The organism is Rhizobacter sp. Root1238 (assembly GCF_001425825.1).
Classification (GTDB): Bacteria; Pseudomonadota; Gammaproteobacteria; order Burkholderiales; family Burkholderiaceae_C; genus Rhizobacter.
Genome location: NZ_LMDM01000005.1, coordinates 18,378 through 31,923 on the forward strand (window position 1 = coordinate 18,378; position 13,546 = coordinate 31,923).

13 protein-coding genes, 1 tRNA gene and 1 pseudogene are annotated in these 13,546 nt (G+C 68.5%); 9 read left to right on the top strand and 6 right to left on the bottom strand.

Annotated features, from left to right (window positions below; all coding sequences use genetic code 11):
- The first annotated feature begins 14 nt into the window (after nt 1–14).
- Nucleotides 15–929 carry a glutaminase gene (locus ASC98_RS05535; RefSeq protein ID WP_056812975.1) on the top strand — a complete coding sequence of 305 codons (915 nt, stop codon included), beginning with the start codon at nt 15–17 and terminating at the stop codon, nt 927–929.
- Nucleotides 930–1,397: 468 nt separating this feature from the next.
- Here ASC98_RS05535 and ppc read toward each other — a convergent pair whose 3' ends face one another.
- Nucleotides 1,398–4,271, bottom strand: coding sequence for a phosphoenolpyruvate carboxylase (gene ppc / locus ASC98_RS05545; RefSeq protein ID WP_056819721.1), 2,874 nt, complete (start codon nt 4,269–4,271; stop codon nt 1,398–1,400).
- A 117-nt stretch (nt 4,272–4,388) separates the two neighbouring features.
- Between ppc and hemC the strand changes: the two genes are divergently transcribed.
- The 5 genes from hemC (at nt 4,389) to ASC98_RS05570 (ending at nt 8,615) form a co-directional block, all read left to right on the top strand.
- Nucleotides 4,389–5,342: a hydroxymethylbilane synthase gene (gene hemC, locus ASC98_RS05550; RefSeq protein WP_056812925.1), complete on the top strand. Its 954-nt coding sequence runs from the start codon at nt 4,389–4,391 to the stop codon at nt 5,340–5,342.
- Nucleotides 5,320–6,108, top strand: coding sequence for a uroporphyrinogen-III synthase (locus tag ASC98_RS05555; RefSeq protein ID WP_200952975.1), 789 nt, complete (start codon nt 5,320–5,322; stop codon nt 6,106–6,108). The genes hemC and ASC98_RS05555 overlap by 23 nt, the downstream gene beginning before the upstream one ends.
- Nucleotides 6,105–7,238 (top strand): uroporphyrinogen-III C-methyltransferase, encoded by a 1,134-nt coding sequence (locus ASC98_RS05560; RefSeq protein WP_082541706.1) that lies wholly within the window; start codon nt 6,105–6,107, stop codon nt 7,236–7,238. Before ASC98_RS05555 ends, ASC98_RS05560 begins: the two co-directional genes overlap by 4 nt.
- 19 nt (nt 7,239–7,257) lie before the next feature.
- Nucleotides 7,258–8,511 (top strand): heme biosynthesis HemY N-terminal domain-containing protein, encoded by a 1,254-nt coding sequence (locus ASC98_RS05565; RefSeq protein WP_056812922.1) that lies wholly within the window; start codon nt 7,258–7,260, stop codon nt 8,509–8,511.
- Nucleotides 8,512–8,538: 27 nt separating this feature from the next.
- A tRNA-Arg gene (locus tag ASC98_RS05570) sits at nt 8,539–8,615 on the top strand.
- A 40-nt stretch (nt 8,616–8,655) separates the two neighbouring features.
- Here ASC98_RS05570 and ASC98_RS05575 read toward each other — a convergent pair.
- From ASC98_RS05575 to ASC98_RS05590, 5 genes are all read right to left on the bottom strand, one after another.
- Nucleotides 8,656–9,831, bottom strand: a complete 1,176-nt coding sequence (locus tag ASC98_RS05575) for a site-specific integrase (RefSeq protein ID WP_056812919.1) — start codon at nt 9,829–9,831, stop codon at nt 8,656–8,658.
- A 307-nt stretch (nt 9,832–10,138) separates the two neighbouring features.
- The gene (locus tag ASC98_RS30095) at nt 10,139–10,486 is read right to left on the bottom strand and encodes a hypothetical protein (RefSeq protein ID WP_157597767.1); all 348 of its coding nucleotides are present in this window, start codon (nt 10,484–10,486) and stop codon (nt 10,139–10,141) included.
- A 22-nt stretch (nt 10,487–10,508) separates the two neighbouring features.
- Nucleotides 10,509–11,108: a hypothetical protein gene (locus ASC98_RS05580; protein WP_056812915.1), complete on the bottom strand. Its 600-nt coding sequence runs from the start codon at nt 11,106–11,108 to the stop codon at nt 10,509–10,511.
- Nucleotides 11,109–11,146: 38 nt separating this feature from the next.
- The gene (locus ASC98_RS05585; protein ID WP_056812912.1) at nt 11,147–11,356 is read right to left on the bottom strand and encodes a hypothetical protein; all 210 of its coding nucleotides are present in this window, start codon (nt 11,354–11,356) and stop codon (nt 11,147–11,149) included.
- Nucleotides 11,353–11,751, bottom strand: coding sequence for a hypothetical protein (locus tag ASC98_RS05590; protein ID WP_056812909.1), 399 nt, complete (start codon nt 11,749–11,751; stop codon nt 11,353–11,355). The genes ASC98_RS05585 and ASC98_RS05590 overlap by 4 nt, the downstream gene beginning before the upstream one ends.
- A 352-nt stretch (nt 11,752–12,103) precedes the next feature.
- Here ASC98_RS05590 and ASC98_RS32295 point away from each other — a divergent pair.
- From ASC98_RS32295 to ASC98_RS05605, 3 genes and pseudogenes are all read left to right on the top strand, one after another.
- The coding region (locus ASC98_RS32295) for a terminase gpA endonuclease subunit (protein ID WP_369821157.1) at nt 12,104–12,528 on the top strand (425 nt) is incomplete at its 3' end.
- A gap of 1 nt (nt 12,529) precedes the next feature.
- Nucleotides 12,530–13,187 (top strand): annotated as a pseudogene (locus ASC98_RS32300) (terminase gpA endonuclease subunit); the annotation flags it as partial.
- On the top strand, nt 13,184–13,525 hold the full coding sequence (locus ASC98_RS05605) for a Mor transcription activator family protein (protein ID WP_056812900.1): 342 nt from the start codon (nt 13,184–13,186) through the stop codon (nt 13,523–13,525). The pseudogene ASC98_RS32300 and the gene ASC98_RS05605, both read left to right, overlap by 4 nt.
- Nucleotides 13,526–13,546: the final 21 nt, after the last annotated feature.

Here is a 13,546-nt window from a genome sequence, read left to right on the forward strand (position 1 = left end):
ATTATCGAATGGCCATCGACATGCAGGCGGTGCTCGACCGCATCCACGACGAAGCGCAGCCCTTGCTCGAGCAGGGCGAGGTGGCGCGCTACATCCCCGAACTCGCGAAGGTGCCGAAGCACCGCTTCGGCATGGCGGTCAGCATGCTCGACGGGCGGCTGTACACCGTCGGCGATGCGCGCGAGGACTTTTCGATCCAGTCGGTCTCGAAGCTGTTCTCGCTGACGCTCGCGTTCCAGCTGGTCGGCGACACGCTGTGGGAGCGCGTCGGGCGAGAGCCCTCGGGCACCGCGTTCAACTCGCTGGTGCAGCTCGAGACCGAGCAGGGCAGGCCGCGCAACCCGTTCCTGAACGCCGGCGCGTTGGTCGTCACCGACGTGCTGAGCACCCGCTTCGTGCAGCCGGAGATGGCGCTGGTGGAGTTCGTGCGGCGGCTGTCGGGCAACCCGGCGCTGCAGTACGACGATGCGGTCGCGCGTTCGGAGCTGGCCACCGGTTCGCGCAACCGCGCGATGGGGCATTTCATGCACAGCTTCGGCAACCTGAAGAACCCGGTCGACGCGGTAATCGAGGCTTACTGCCGGCACTGCGCGATCCGCATGAACTGCGTCGATTTGGCGCGGGCGGTGGGCTTTCTCGCGAACGGCGGCGTGAGCCCGGTCAACGGCGAGCAGGTGCTGGACGCGAGCTCGGCCAAGCGGCTGTCGGCGCTGATGCTGACCTGCGGCACCTACGACGCGGCTGGAGACTTCGCCTACCGCGTCGGCATCCCGGCGAAGAGCGGCGTCGGCGGCGGCATCGTCGCGCACATTCCGCGCACGCTGGGCGTGTGCGTCTGGTCGCCGGGACTGGAGCACAGCGGCAACTCGCTCGCGGGCAGCTTTGCGCTGGAGCGGTTCACGTCGCTGATCGGGCAGTCGTTGTTCTGAGAATCCCAAGCCCATGAAGGGACCGGACGGCAGCAAAGAACCCCGTTCGCCCTGAGCTTGTCGAAGGGTGGGACTGAGCTTGGCGAAGGCCCTGTGCGCTTCGGGCACAACCCTTCGACGGACGGGCCCTCGGCAGGCTCGGTCCCTGCTCAGGGCGAACGGATTTCGTGCTGATCAATGGGTCAGCAGGCTGCTGACAAAATTGGACAGCGGGGCACAAAGAAACCGTTCGGACTGAGCTTGTCGAAGGCCGGCACGCTTCGGACGCAACCCTTCGACAGGCTCAGGTCCTTCGACAAGCTCAGGATGATCGGGCCCTTCGACAGGCTCAGGTCCTTCGACAAGCTCAGGATGAGCGGGCCCTTCGACAGGCTCAGGGCGAACGGCGTTGTGTGCTGTTTCTCGGGAAGTGAGCGCGTGTGACGAGGAAGCCCTGTTCGCTATTCGCGAATCGCGAATTCCGCCGATTCAACCCGTGTTCCGCAACCCCGCCGCCACCCCGTTGATCGAGATGTGGATCCCGCGCTGCACCCGCTCGTTCGCGGGGTCGCCCTCGCGGCGCTGGCGGTAGCGCCGCATCAGCTCGACCTGCAGGTGGTTCAGCGGATCGAGGTACGGGAAGCGGTGCTCGATCGAGCGCGCGAGCGACGGGTTCGACGCGAGCCGCTGCTTCTCGGCGGTGATCAGCGACACCGCGTCGCTGGTGCGCTGCCATTCGGCCTGGATCAGCCCGAAGATCTTCCGGCCCAGCTTCCGGTCCTCGACCAGGTCGACATAGCGCTCGGCGATGCCCAGGTCGCTCTTGGCCAGCACCATGTCCAGGTTCGACAGCAGCGTGCGGAAGAACGGCCACTGCTTGTGCATGCGCTGCAGCAGCACCAGCCTCTCCTTGCGCTCGGCCGGCGACTTGCCGAGGAAGCTCTCGATCGCCGAGCCGAAACCGCACCAGCCGGGCAGCGCGACGCGGCACTGGCCCCAGCTGAAGCTCCACGGGATCGCGCGCAGGTCCTCGATCGCCCGCGTCGCCTTGCGCGAAGCGGGGCGSGAGCCGATGTTCAGCTCGGCGATCTCGCGGATCGGCGTGGCCGAGAAGAAGTAGTCGGTGAAGCCCGGGGTCTCGTAGACCAGCTTGCGGTAGGCCGCCATGCTGGCCTCGCTGATCGCTGCGGCCGCGTCCAGGAAGCTCTTCGGCGCGCTCTTGGTCGGGTGCAGCAGCGTGGCCTCCAGCGTCGCGGCCACCAGCGTCTCGAGGTTGCGCCGGCCGATCTCCGGGTGCGCGTACTTCGACGAGATCACCTCGCCCTGCTCGGTCAGCCGGATCTGGCCGTTCACCGTGCCCGGCGGCTGCGCCAGGATCGCCTGGTAGCTCGGGCCGCCGCCTCGCCCCACGGTGCCGCCGCGGCCGTGGAACAGGCGCAGCGTGATGCCGTGCTTTTCGCCCAGCGATGCGAACAACGCCACCAGCGCGATCTCGGTGCGGTACAGCTCCCAGTTGCTGGTGAACGAGCCGCCGTCCTTGTTGCTGTCGCTGTAGCCGAGCATCACGTCCTGCTCCTGGCCCGATCGCTTGATCAGGTCGGCGACGCCTGGCAGCGCGTAGTAGTCACGCATGATCGGCTCGGCATTGCGCAGGTCGCCGATGGTCTCGAACAGCGGCGAGACGATCAGCTGGCACACGGCGCCGTCGTCGAGCGTGCCGGTCATCAGCCCGGTTTCCTTCTGCAGCAACAGCACCTCCAGCAGGTCGCTGACGTCTTCGGTGTGCGAGATGATGTAGTGGCGCAGCGCCTCGCGGCCGTAGCGGTCCAGCATCTTCAGCGCCGCCTCGAAGATCGCCAGCTCGCCGATGCTGTGCTCCGAATACGCCGCGCCGTGCACGCGCAGCGGGCGCGCGTCGTTCAGCAGCTTCACCAGCAGCATGCGGCGCGCCGGCTCGTCGAGTGCGCTGTAGTCGGCCTCGATCTTCGCGGTCTTCAGCAGCTCCGCGACCACCGCCTCGTGCTTGTCCGAGCTCTGGCGCAGGTCGACGGTGGCCAGGTGGAAGCCGAACACCTGCACCGCGCGCATCAGCGGGCGCAGCCGCGGCGCGATCAGCGCGTCGGCATGGTGCGAGCGCAGCGAGGCCTCGATCACCTGCAGGTCGGCGAGGAAATCGTCGCTGCGCCGGTACGGGTCCTGCGGCGCCACCGCGTGGCGCAATGCCTCGGTGCCGGTGAAGGCCTGCAGCGTTGCGGCCAGCCGCGCATACATGCCGATCAGCGCGCGGCGATAGGGCTCGTCTTCGCGGTGCGCGTTGTGGTCGGGCGAGCGCTCGGCCAGCGCCTGCATCGCGGGCGTCACCGGCGCGAGCGTGGCCGAGATCGACAGCTCGGCCCCCAGCTCGTGCACCTCGGTCAGGTAGAAGCGCAGCACCGTCTCGCTCTGCCGGCGCAGCGCCATCTGCAGCGTCTCGGCGCTGACGTTCGGGTTGCCGTCGCGGTCGCCGCCGATCCAGTTGCCCATGCGGAAGAACGGTGCGACCGGGTGGCCGGGCAGCGCTTCCTCGATTTCCTGGTAGAGCTTCGGGATCTGGCGCAAGAAGGTCGCCTGGTAGTAGCTGAGCGCGTTCTCGATCTCGTCGGCCACCGTCAGCTTGGTGTAGCGCAGCATGCGCGTCTGCCACAGCTGCGTGACGCGGGCGCGCAGCAGCGCCTCGTTGTCGGCCAACTCGCGCGCGCTGCGCAGTTCGTCGCGCTGGCCGACCAGCTCGGCAATGGCGCGCTCGGCGTCGAGGATGCTCTTGCGCTGCACCTCGGTCGGGTGGGCCGTCAGCACCGGCGAGATGAAGGCGCGCTGCAGCACGCCGGCGATGTCGGCGGCGCGCACGTCGGCCTCGGCCAGCCGCTCGAAGCTCATCGCGAGCGAGCCTTCCTGCAGGTGGCCCTGGCGCTCGTGGTGCTCGCGCCGGCGCACGTGGTGGCGGTCTTCGGCGATGTTGGCCAGGTGCGAGAAGTAGCTGAAGGCGCGGATCACGCTGACCGTCTGGTCGCCGCTCAGGCTCTTCAGCAGGCGGTCGAAGGTCTTGCCGGCCTGCGCGTCGCGCTTCAGCCGGTACGCCACCGACAGTTGCCGGATGCGCTCGATCAGGTCGAACGCGCCCTGGCCTTCCTGCTCGCGGATCACGTCGCCGAGGATGCGGCCGAGCAGGCGGATGTCGTCGACCAGCGGGCGGTTCTTGTCGGCGGCCTCGGCAGCGTTCCGGCGGGTGACGTCGGGGGCCGCCTTCGAGGCGGACTTGCGCGCTCCGGTGGAGGGAGCGGGCTTGCGGACGGCGGGCTTGGGGGCAGGTGTGGCGCGTGGCATCTTTGTCCTCAGGGCCTCGTCGAGGCTGTAACTTGGTTACGAACCGCGATGGTATCAGCGCGGCCGCGGGGATCGGCCCTGCCGTCAGGCAAGAGACGGGCCTGATAGCATTTGCCGATGTCTTCCCTGCAGTCATCGGCCTTGCCCGACCCCCTCGTCATCGCCACGCGCGAAAGCCGCCTCGCCCTCTGGCAGGCCGAACATGTGCGCGACCTGCTGCAACGACGCTTCGGGCTGCGCGTCGAACTGCTGGGCATGACGACCCGCGGCGACCAGATCCTCGACCGCACGTTGTCGAAGGTGGGCGGCAAGGGCCTGTTCGTCAAGGAACTGGAAGCGGCGCTCGAAGACGGCCGCGCGCACCTCGCGGTGCATTCGTTGAAGGACGTGCCGATGGACCTGCCGGACGGCTTCGAGCTGGCCGCGGTGCTGGAGCGCGAGGACCCGCGCGATGCCTTCGTCTCGAACCGCTTCGCGACGCTGGCCGAGCTGCCGCAGGGCGCCTGTGTCGGCACTTCCAGCCTGCGGCGGGTGTCGCAACTGCTCGCGAGCCGGCCCGACCTGCGCATCGAGCCGTTGCGCGGCAATCTCGACACCCGGCTGCGCAAGCTCGACGACGCCCAGTACGACGCGATCGTGCTGGCTGCGGCCGGGCTGAAGCGGCTGGGCCTCGCGCAGCGCATCCGTTCGGTGTTCGCGGTCGACGAGATGATTCCGGCGGCCGGGCAGGGCGCGCTCGGCATCGAGATCCGCAGCGACCAGCCGGCGCTGCGCGAGCTGCTGGCGCAACTGAGCGACCGGCCGACGTGGTGGGTCGCGCAGGCGGAGCGCGCGGTGTCGCGCTCGCTGGGCGGCAGCTGCAGCATGCCGCTGGCCGCGCATGCGGTGTGGGACGGCGCGCAGCTGCGCATCACCGCGGCGCTCGGGCATGTCGACGACCCGGCGCGCCCGCTGCTGCACACGGTGGCCGCCGCCACGGTGGCCGACGACCGCTCGGCGCGCGCGCTCGGCGAGCTTGCCGCGGCGCAACTGCGTGCCGCGGGTGCCGATGCCTACCTCGGTGCCGGCTGACGTCGACGCCGCGCTGCGCGTGCTCGTCACGCGGCCTGCGGCCCAGGCGCGCGAGTGGGTCGACGGGCTGCGCGCGGCCGGGATCGATGCGCAGGCGCTGCCGCTGATCGACATCCGGCCGGTCGACGATCCCGCCGAGCTGCACGCCACCTGGCATCGGCTGGCCGACGTTGGCCTGGTGATGTTCGTGAGCCCGAATGCGGCCGAGCAGTTCTTTGCGCATCGCCCTGCCGGCGCCACCTGGCCCACCGCGCTGCAGGCCGCTTCGCCCGGCCCCGGCACGACGCGCATGCTGCGCGCGCTGGGCGTGGCGCAGGTGGTCGAGCCGTCAACTGATGCGGCGCAGTTCGATTCCGAGGCGCTGTGGGCGCAACTGCGCACGCAGGACTGGTCGGGCCGCCGCGTGCTGGTGGTGCGCGGCACCAGCGGGCGCGACTGGATCGCCGACCGGCTGCGCGAGCAGGGCGCCGCGGTGTCGCTGGTGTGCGCCTACGGCCGCAGCGCGCCGCGGCTCGACGACGCCGGCCGTGCGCTGCTGCAGGCCGCGCTCGAGCGGCCGGCGCGGCACCTGTGGTTCTTCAGCAGTTCCGAAGCGGTCGACCACCTGGAAGCCCTGGCGCCGTCGGCCGGCTGGGCCGCTGGCCGTGCGCTGGCCACGCACCCGCGGATCGCGGCGCGCGCTCGGGCGCTCGGCCTCGGGCAGGTGCTCGAATCCCGGCCGTCTCTCGCGGAAGTGGTGGCCTGCATACAATCGATCGCATCGTGACCGACCCCGTCTCCTCCCCCAACGCCCTCGCCGAACCGGTGCAGACCGCGCCCGTGCCGGTCGTGGCCGTGCGCCGCCTGCCCGGCTGGCTCGCGCCGGCGGTGCTCGCACTGCTGGTGCTGCTGATCGTCATCGCGCTGGTGCAGGCCTGGTCGGCGCAGCAGCGCGTGCGCACGCTGGAGCAGGAACTGGTGCGCCGCCAGCAGGACAGCGGCAGGCAGTCCGGCGAAGCGCAGATGATGGCGCGCCAGGCCCAGGAGGTCGCGCGCGACAGCGCGGCCAAGGTCGCGCTGCTCGAGGCCAAGTTGGCCGAGGTCGCGATCCAGCGCAGCCAGCTCGAAGACCTGATCCAGTCGCTGTCGCGTTCGCGCGACGAGAACGTGCTGGTCGACATCGACGCCGGCCTGCGCGTGGCGCAGCAGCAGGCGGCGATCACCGGCAGCGCCGAGCCGCTGGTGGCCGCGCTGAAGCAGGCCGACGAGCGCCTCGCCCGCTACAGCCAGCCGCGGCTCGACGGCGTGCGCCGCGCGATTGCGCGCGACATCGATCGCGTCAAGGCGGTCGGCGTGGCCGACATCGGCGGGCTGTCGATCAAGGTGGACGAGGTGGTGCGGCTGGTCGACGAACTGCCGTTGCTGGCGCAGGCCGAGCCGCGGCGCGAAGCGCCGAAGCCGGCTGCCGCGGCACCCCGCACCAGTGCGCGCAGTGCGTCGCCGGTCGCGCAGGGCGCGCCGACGCCGGTGGGCGGCGGGCTGGCCGAGTTGTCCGATCGCCTGGGCGCGCTGTTCGACCGCGTCTGGGGCGAGACCCGTTCGCTGGTGCGCGTGAGCCGGGTCGACAACCCGGACGCGATGTGGCTCGCGCCGGAGCAGGCCTTCTTCCTGCGCGAGAACCTGAAGCTGCGGCTGCTGAACGCGCGGCTGGCGGTGCTGAGCCGCCAGTTCGATGCGGCGCAGACCGACCTGCAGAGCGCGCAGCAGGCGCTGGAGCGCTACTTCGACCGCAGTTCGCGCCGCACGACGGTGGCGATCGAGCTGGTGAAGCAGGTGGCGGGCGGCGCGCGCCAGGTCGTGCTGCCGCGCCCCGACGACACGCTCGCGGCGCTGGCCACCGCGGCGGCCGGACGTTGACCTGAGCGACCGGCTGCCGATGCGTGCTGTCATCTGGTTCGTGCTGTTGTTCGCGCTGGCGGTGGTCAGCGCGTCGGTGCTGGGCACCAACGACGGCCTGGCATCGTTCTACTGGGGTTCGTGGCGGCTCGACGTCTCGCTGAACTTGTTCCTGATCGCGCTGCTGGCGACCTGCTTCGCGCTGGTCGCGGTGATCCAGGCGGTCAATGCGCTGATCGGGTTGCCGCGCAGGGCGCACGAATGGCGGGTCGCGCGCCGCGACCGCACCGCGCAGGCGGCGCTGCGCGATGCGCTGTCGCAGTACTTCGGTGGGCGCTACAGCCGGGCCCAGAAGTCGGCACAGCGCGCGCTGCTGATCCAGAGCGACACGCCCGACCTGGTGCAGGACAACGAATTCACCGTGCTGGGCCACCTGCTGGCCGCCGGCAGCCTGCACAAGCTGCAGGACCGGGTGCACCGCGACGAGCAACTGCGGCTGGCGCTCGACCTGTCGAGCCGCAGCGGCCTCGCGCGGCCGGCCGAAGAAGGCGCGCGCCTGCTGGCCGCCGAATGGGCGCTCGACGACCGCGATGCCGCGCGTGCGCTTGAACTGCTCGGCGAGCTGCCGCCGGGGGTGGCCCGCCGCACGCATGCGCTGCGCCTGCGCCTGCAGGCTACGCGGCTGGCGCGCCAGCCGCACGAGGCGCTGAAGACCGCGCGGCTGCTGGCCAAGCACCAGGCCTTCTCGAAGGAGGCGGCGCAAGGGCTGCTGCGTTCGCTGGCGTTCGAGTCGCTCGACGGCGCGCGCGATGCCGACCAGGTGCGGCGGGTGTGGTTGTCGCTGGAGGCGGTCGACCGGCGCGACCCGTTCGTCGCGGCCCGCACCGCGACGCGGCTGTCGAAGTTCGGCGCGCAGGCCGATGCGCGCAATGCGCTGCGGCCGTTCTGGGAGCGGCTCGGCGAACTGGGCATCGACGAGCGCTGTGCGCTGGCCGAGGCGCTGGTCGCATCGATCGACGGCATCGGCGCCGACTGGCTGCCGCGGCTCGAGGCCTCGCTGCAGGCGTTCCCGCGCGAGCCGGCACTCGCCCATGCGGTGGGCCGCGCGCTGGCGCAGCGCGAACTGTGGGGCAAGGCGCGGCTGCTGCTGCAACAGGCGGCCGATGCCGAAGAGCTGCCGCTCGCCGCGCGCCGCGACGCCTGGGTGCTGCTCGCGCACCTGGCGGAGCAGCAGGGCGATGTCGAGCGCACCGCCGATTGCTATCGACACGCTGCAACGTTGACCGAGAACTGAAAAACTCGTGCTACACTGCGAGGCTCAGCGGCTGTAGCTCAGTTGGATAGAGTACTTGGCTACGAACCAAGGGGTCGTGGGTTCGAATCCTGCCAGCCGCACCAAAAAACAAGAAATGATTCAACGCCTTAGAGGTTTACGCCTCTAGGGCGTTTTTTCTTGCCGGGGGACTTTTGGGGGAGTGGCCGCCGAGCGCGCTGCCTCTTGCTCCATCCGCAGCGTGGCCAGGCTCTTGTTCCAGCGCCCCGAATCCTCCTTGATCTTTTCCAGCGCCGCATGCAGCTCCACGACCTGGGCCATGCTGTAGTGATGCGTCATCGAGCGGCTGGAGTGCCACAGTATGTCGGCGCAGCTGGCCTCGGACACGCCGGCCTCGCGCAGCCGCATGCCCGTGGTGTGCCTCAGGTCATGGACGTGCAGGTCCCCGAGGCCGGCTTCAGACCGTGCCCGCTGCCACGCCGTGTTGTTCATGGTTTCGATCGGGTGCGGCATTCCCTTGCCGGGGCTGCCGTCCTTCTTGAGCCGTTGATAGACGAACACGTACTCCGGATGCTGGCCGCGCACCGATTCGATGATGAACTGCGCGACCGAGTTGCAAACCAGCACGCGTGAGCGTCTGCGACCCTTCACATGCCCCGCGGGCACTTCAAACACGCTGATGCCCAGTTCTGGGATGCGGATTTCCCATTCCCACTTCAGGCTGCACACCACGTCATCGCGAACTCCGCAGTTCAGGGTGAAGAGTGCCATGCGGACGAGATGTGGCGGCAGGTGGCGCAAGAGAATGGCCTGCTGATGCCAGCTGATCGGCGTCGGCTCGCGTTGATGACCGACGAGGGGGAGCATGGTGATGTGGGGTGCCTGTTCGAGCCAGGTGTTGCCGTTCTCGTCACGCCAGCTCATGGCGCACAGATTCAAAATCCTGCGAACGATCCCCAGTTCTAGGTTGATGGTCTTGTGCTTCCGGCCGGCGGCGAGGCGCAGCTGCACGTGAGGTGCCAGGGTGCGGTCGTGCACCTGGTTGATCGGCAAGTCGCCGATCGTTGGCATGACGCTTTGCAGGTGATAGGCCTCGCTGACGATGGAGGCCTTGTCCTTATGCTTGAGCAAATAGTACGCGGCGGCTTCGCTGAACCGGCGCTCTGGACGCTCTCCGTGCAGCTCGGTGGCGCGCAGTTGTTCGAGGCGCTTGATCAGCCAGCCTTCCGCCTCCTCAAAACTTCCGAAGCCGCGCTGGCGAAGTCGAGTCGTGGCATACCAGCGATCGACCTGCCAGCTTCCGTTCTCGCCGAGGTAGATCCCGGTCGTTTTTCTTCCCATTCTTGATTTCCGTGTGGTCTTTGTTGTCGTGTGCTCGTCGAGGCGACGCGCGATGCGAGGGATGTCGCGGTCGGTGCGTGTGCAGCGTGCTTCTGCTGGAACTCCGCTTTCAGCTCGTCGAAGACTCGATCCAGGTCTTCGAGGTCGAAGATGAGGCACGAGCCTTGGGGCATGCAGACGAGCCGCGGTCTCCAGACGTCGTCGAACGTTCGGCGCTTCACACCGACGTATGCGATCGCCTGTTCGTAGGTGAAGCCGCGCTTCATCGAAATACCAACTGCCCGCACTCTGGTCGGTTGCTCAGTGATCATTGAGAGGTCGCAACGAGGTTTCCGAAATCGTCCATGTAGGCGTCGAGATAGATCTGACGCCCGCATGCGTCCATGCACACCCGCCATGCATCTGGACGTGATGAAAGTGATGACCCGCGCATGCGATACCAGACGTGGCCGTTGAGGCGACCGAAGTCGCTCGTCGGTCCGAAATAGATGAGATCGAAATCGTTCTTCACGTCGGATTGATGCCCGGCTACACGCGACGCGACGATGGGTGCCTTGCGCTGGCGGCGCAGCACTGGGTCTCGAATGCTGGTCTGGTATAGGGGCGCTAGGTTCTTGGGCGTGCCGTTGGGCGTGCTGCCGCGGATGGGTTTCATGGTTTTGGTCGGGGACTGGTGCTCAGCGCCCGAGTTGGCGCGCGTGTTGTTGGCGTTGGAAGTCGAGGGAGTCGGCGCGCTCGATGAACGCATTGCGCCAGGCGCTCCAGGGTGTGTCGCGGCAGGCCGGCGACATCAGGTTCACCCAGGTGACGGGCTGCACGCCGACGAGTACCGGCCATGGCGTGGTGGACGCCGGCAGCAGCTGGGTGCGCTCGGTCGCCAGCGCCATCAGGTCGGCCTGCTTGATCGCCTTGGCATGCGTGGCGTTGGCGACGTTGAGCGCGAAGCCATTGCGGATGACGCGTGCGAATCTGTTCTCCAGCGTGTGCCAGGTCGCGCCGACTTCGTCTTTCACCGGCGTTGAGAGGTCGTTGACGAAGGCCTCGTGGGCGTCGTGCATCAGCGCGGCGAACTGGCCGTGCACGTCGAGGTTGAACTCGCGCTCGACGATCTTGCAGACGAGCAGCGAGTGCTCGGCGACGCTGTACGGCCTGCAGGTGGCGCCCGTGAAGCGGTTGATGAGGCTGAGGTGGTGCGCGATCGTGCGCAGGTTGATGGAGCCGGGCTGCGGATGCTGCAGCGAGACCTCGGCGCCGCTGGCGGTGGTGATCCAGGTCATGGGTTGTCTTTGGTGAGTGGGCGAGGGCGGTGCGGGCTTCAGCTGCGCAGGCCGGCGAAGTCGAGGTACCGCGCGTCGGGGCCGCAGAGGCCATGCGCACCGCGCATCAGTTCCACCGACGTGGGCTCACGAAGGCCCGCGTCGGGACACATGCATTTGCGGTCGCCAGCGGCGTCGTACATGCCGTAGCGACACAGCACGCAGCCCCGAAGCGGCGGAACCTGGATCCAGCTGTCTCCGGGCTTCATGCGAGTCCCTTCCATTGGGCGCCGGCCGAGATCACGGCAATGAAGAACAGCCCGCTCACAGGGAAGCCGCAAACGAGGCCCCACCGCCAGCCCGACCAGAAGCCAGCGCGGCGTTGGGCGTCAATCTGGGCGGCAGCTTCGGCGCGCCCTTCCTCGCGTGCGAATGCAGCGACGCGCGTTGTGCGCGCCTGTTCCCTGCGCTCTCGCGAGAGGCGCGCCTCATAGGTGAGCCGTGCGGCAGCAGCGCGGTCGGCCTGGCGCTGCGCTGCGGCGGCGTCGGGGAATCCGCCCGAGAACGGGTCGAAGGATGTGGGGAGTGATTGGATGTGGAGTTGGCCGGCGCGCGTGGTTGTGGGCGCAGCATGGAGCGACTCCATAGGGGCGATGGCGTTCATGAAATCTCGGCTGTTGGAAAGTCAGGTTCGATCAGATGTAGCGACCGTAGCCGTCGCGCTGCCTTGGCTCGCCGCCCCGCCGCTTCTTGGCTGCGTAGATTTGGTCGCGGCACTTGGCAGTGCAGTACAGCGCTCGCCCAGACGCGAAACGCTGCTGGAACTCCTGACTGCAGCCGGCGCAGACTCGTAGAGGCCCCGGCACCAGTTTGCGAAGTGCTGTTGCCTTGCAGCGATGCTCGCGCGCCTCCGAGGATGTGTACCGGATGTAGCGTCCGCTCTGCTCATGGGCCTTGGCCAGGTAGGCATGGCGCGAGGCATCGTCCATTAGCGCAACGCCGCGCAAGGGACGCCGTTGGAGACCTACGAGCAAGAGCTGGAGAAGACTGACGCTAGCCAACTGGCGCTGCGCGGCAAGCACGGTCACCCGCTGCGCGCTGTGCCGCGCGGCGCCGTCAAGCTGGCGATCGGCGTGGACGTGCAGGGCGACCGCTGGGAACTGGTGGTGTGGGGCTTCGGCCGTGGCGAGGAGATGTGGGTGGTGGACGACCTGGTCATCTATGGCAACCCGGCCGACCAGCGCGAGTGGGATCTGAAGCTGGACCCGGCGATCAAGGCGACCTATCGGCACGTGTGCGGCGTCGAGATGTCGGCCGACGCGGTCGCCATCGACACGGGTGGTCACTTCACCCACCAGTGCTACGTCTTCGTGCGCAACCGGCCGAACCAGAACCTGTACGCGGTGAAGGGCGAGACGCGGCTGGGCCGGCCGATCAAGAGNCCACTTCACCCACCAGTGCTACGTCTTCGTGCGCAACCGGCCGAACCAGAACCTGTACGCGGTGAAGGGCGAGACGCGGCTGGGCCGGCCGATCAAGAGCGCGAGCGTGCTGGTCGACGTGAACGAGCGCGGCAAGACGATCCGCAAGGGCGTGCGGCTGTGGCACGTAGGCACCGACACCGCGAAGGACTTGCTGTACGGCCGCCTGCAGGTCAGCCAGCCAGGGCCGGGCTACGTGCACTTCGCGCGCGAGCTGATGGCCGAGTTCTACGACCAGCTCACGGCCGAGAGCCGGATGCTGGTGAAGACGGGCAGGGGAGAAGAACACCGCTGGTTGAAGCCTGCCGGCAAGCGCAACGAGAAGCTCGACTGCACGGTATACGCGCTGTTCTGCGCGCAGATGCTGGGGTTGCATACGCTCAGCGACAAGCTGTGGGCGCGGCTTGAAGCCGGGCTGGAGCCCGACCTGTTCGCTGGCGGCGGGGTACCCGCGCCGAATGCGGAGAGCGATCCTGCGCCAGTGCAGACGTCTGAACCACCGAGCGCAGTGGCAGCGGCACCGCCTCTACCAGCGCCGCCGACCGCTCGACCACCCGCCGTCCGTTCCACCGTCCCGAACACCTTCATCGTCAGCGATTCTTGGAGCAGCCGCCTGTGAGCCAACCCCTCTTCCAGCACCAGCAGCAACCCCTTCCCGATGCACACGAGATCAAGGCCGATGCCGCCACGCAATGGGTGTTCGACATGACCGAGATCCTGCGCGATGACCTGGCCTTCCAGGAACCATGGGCAAGTGCCATCGCGCATGAGATCGTGCAGGGCATGCGTGCGCGGTTCGGTGGTGACGATGTCTATGTGCCGGCGCCGGACAAGTCAGCGCGAGACGAGCGCGTGCGCGAGATGTTCAACGGCCGGAACATCAAGGAACTGATGCAGCTCTTCGGGCTGGCACGGTCTACGGTCTATCGCATCGTCGGTCAGCGGGGGCGGCCATGAGCGCAGGGTTGCATGGACAGC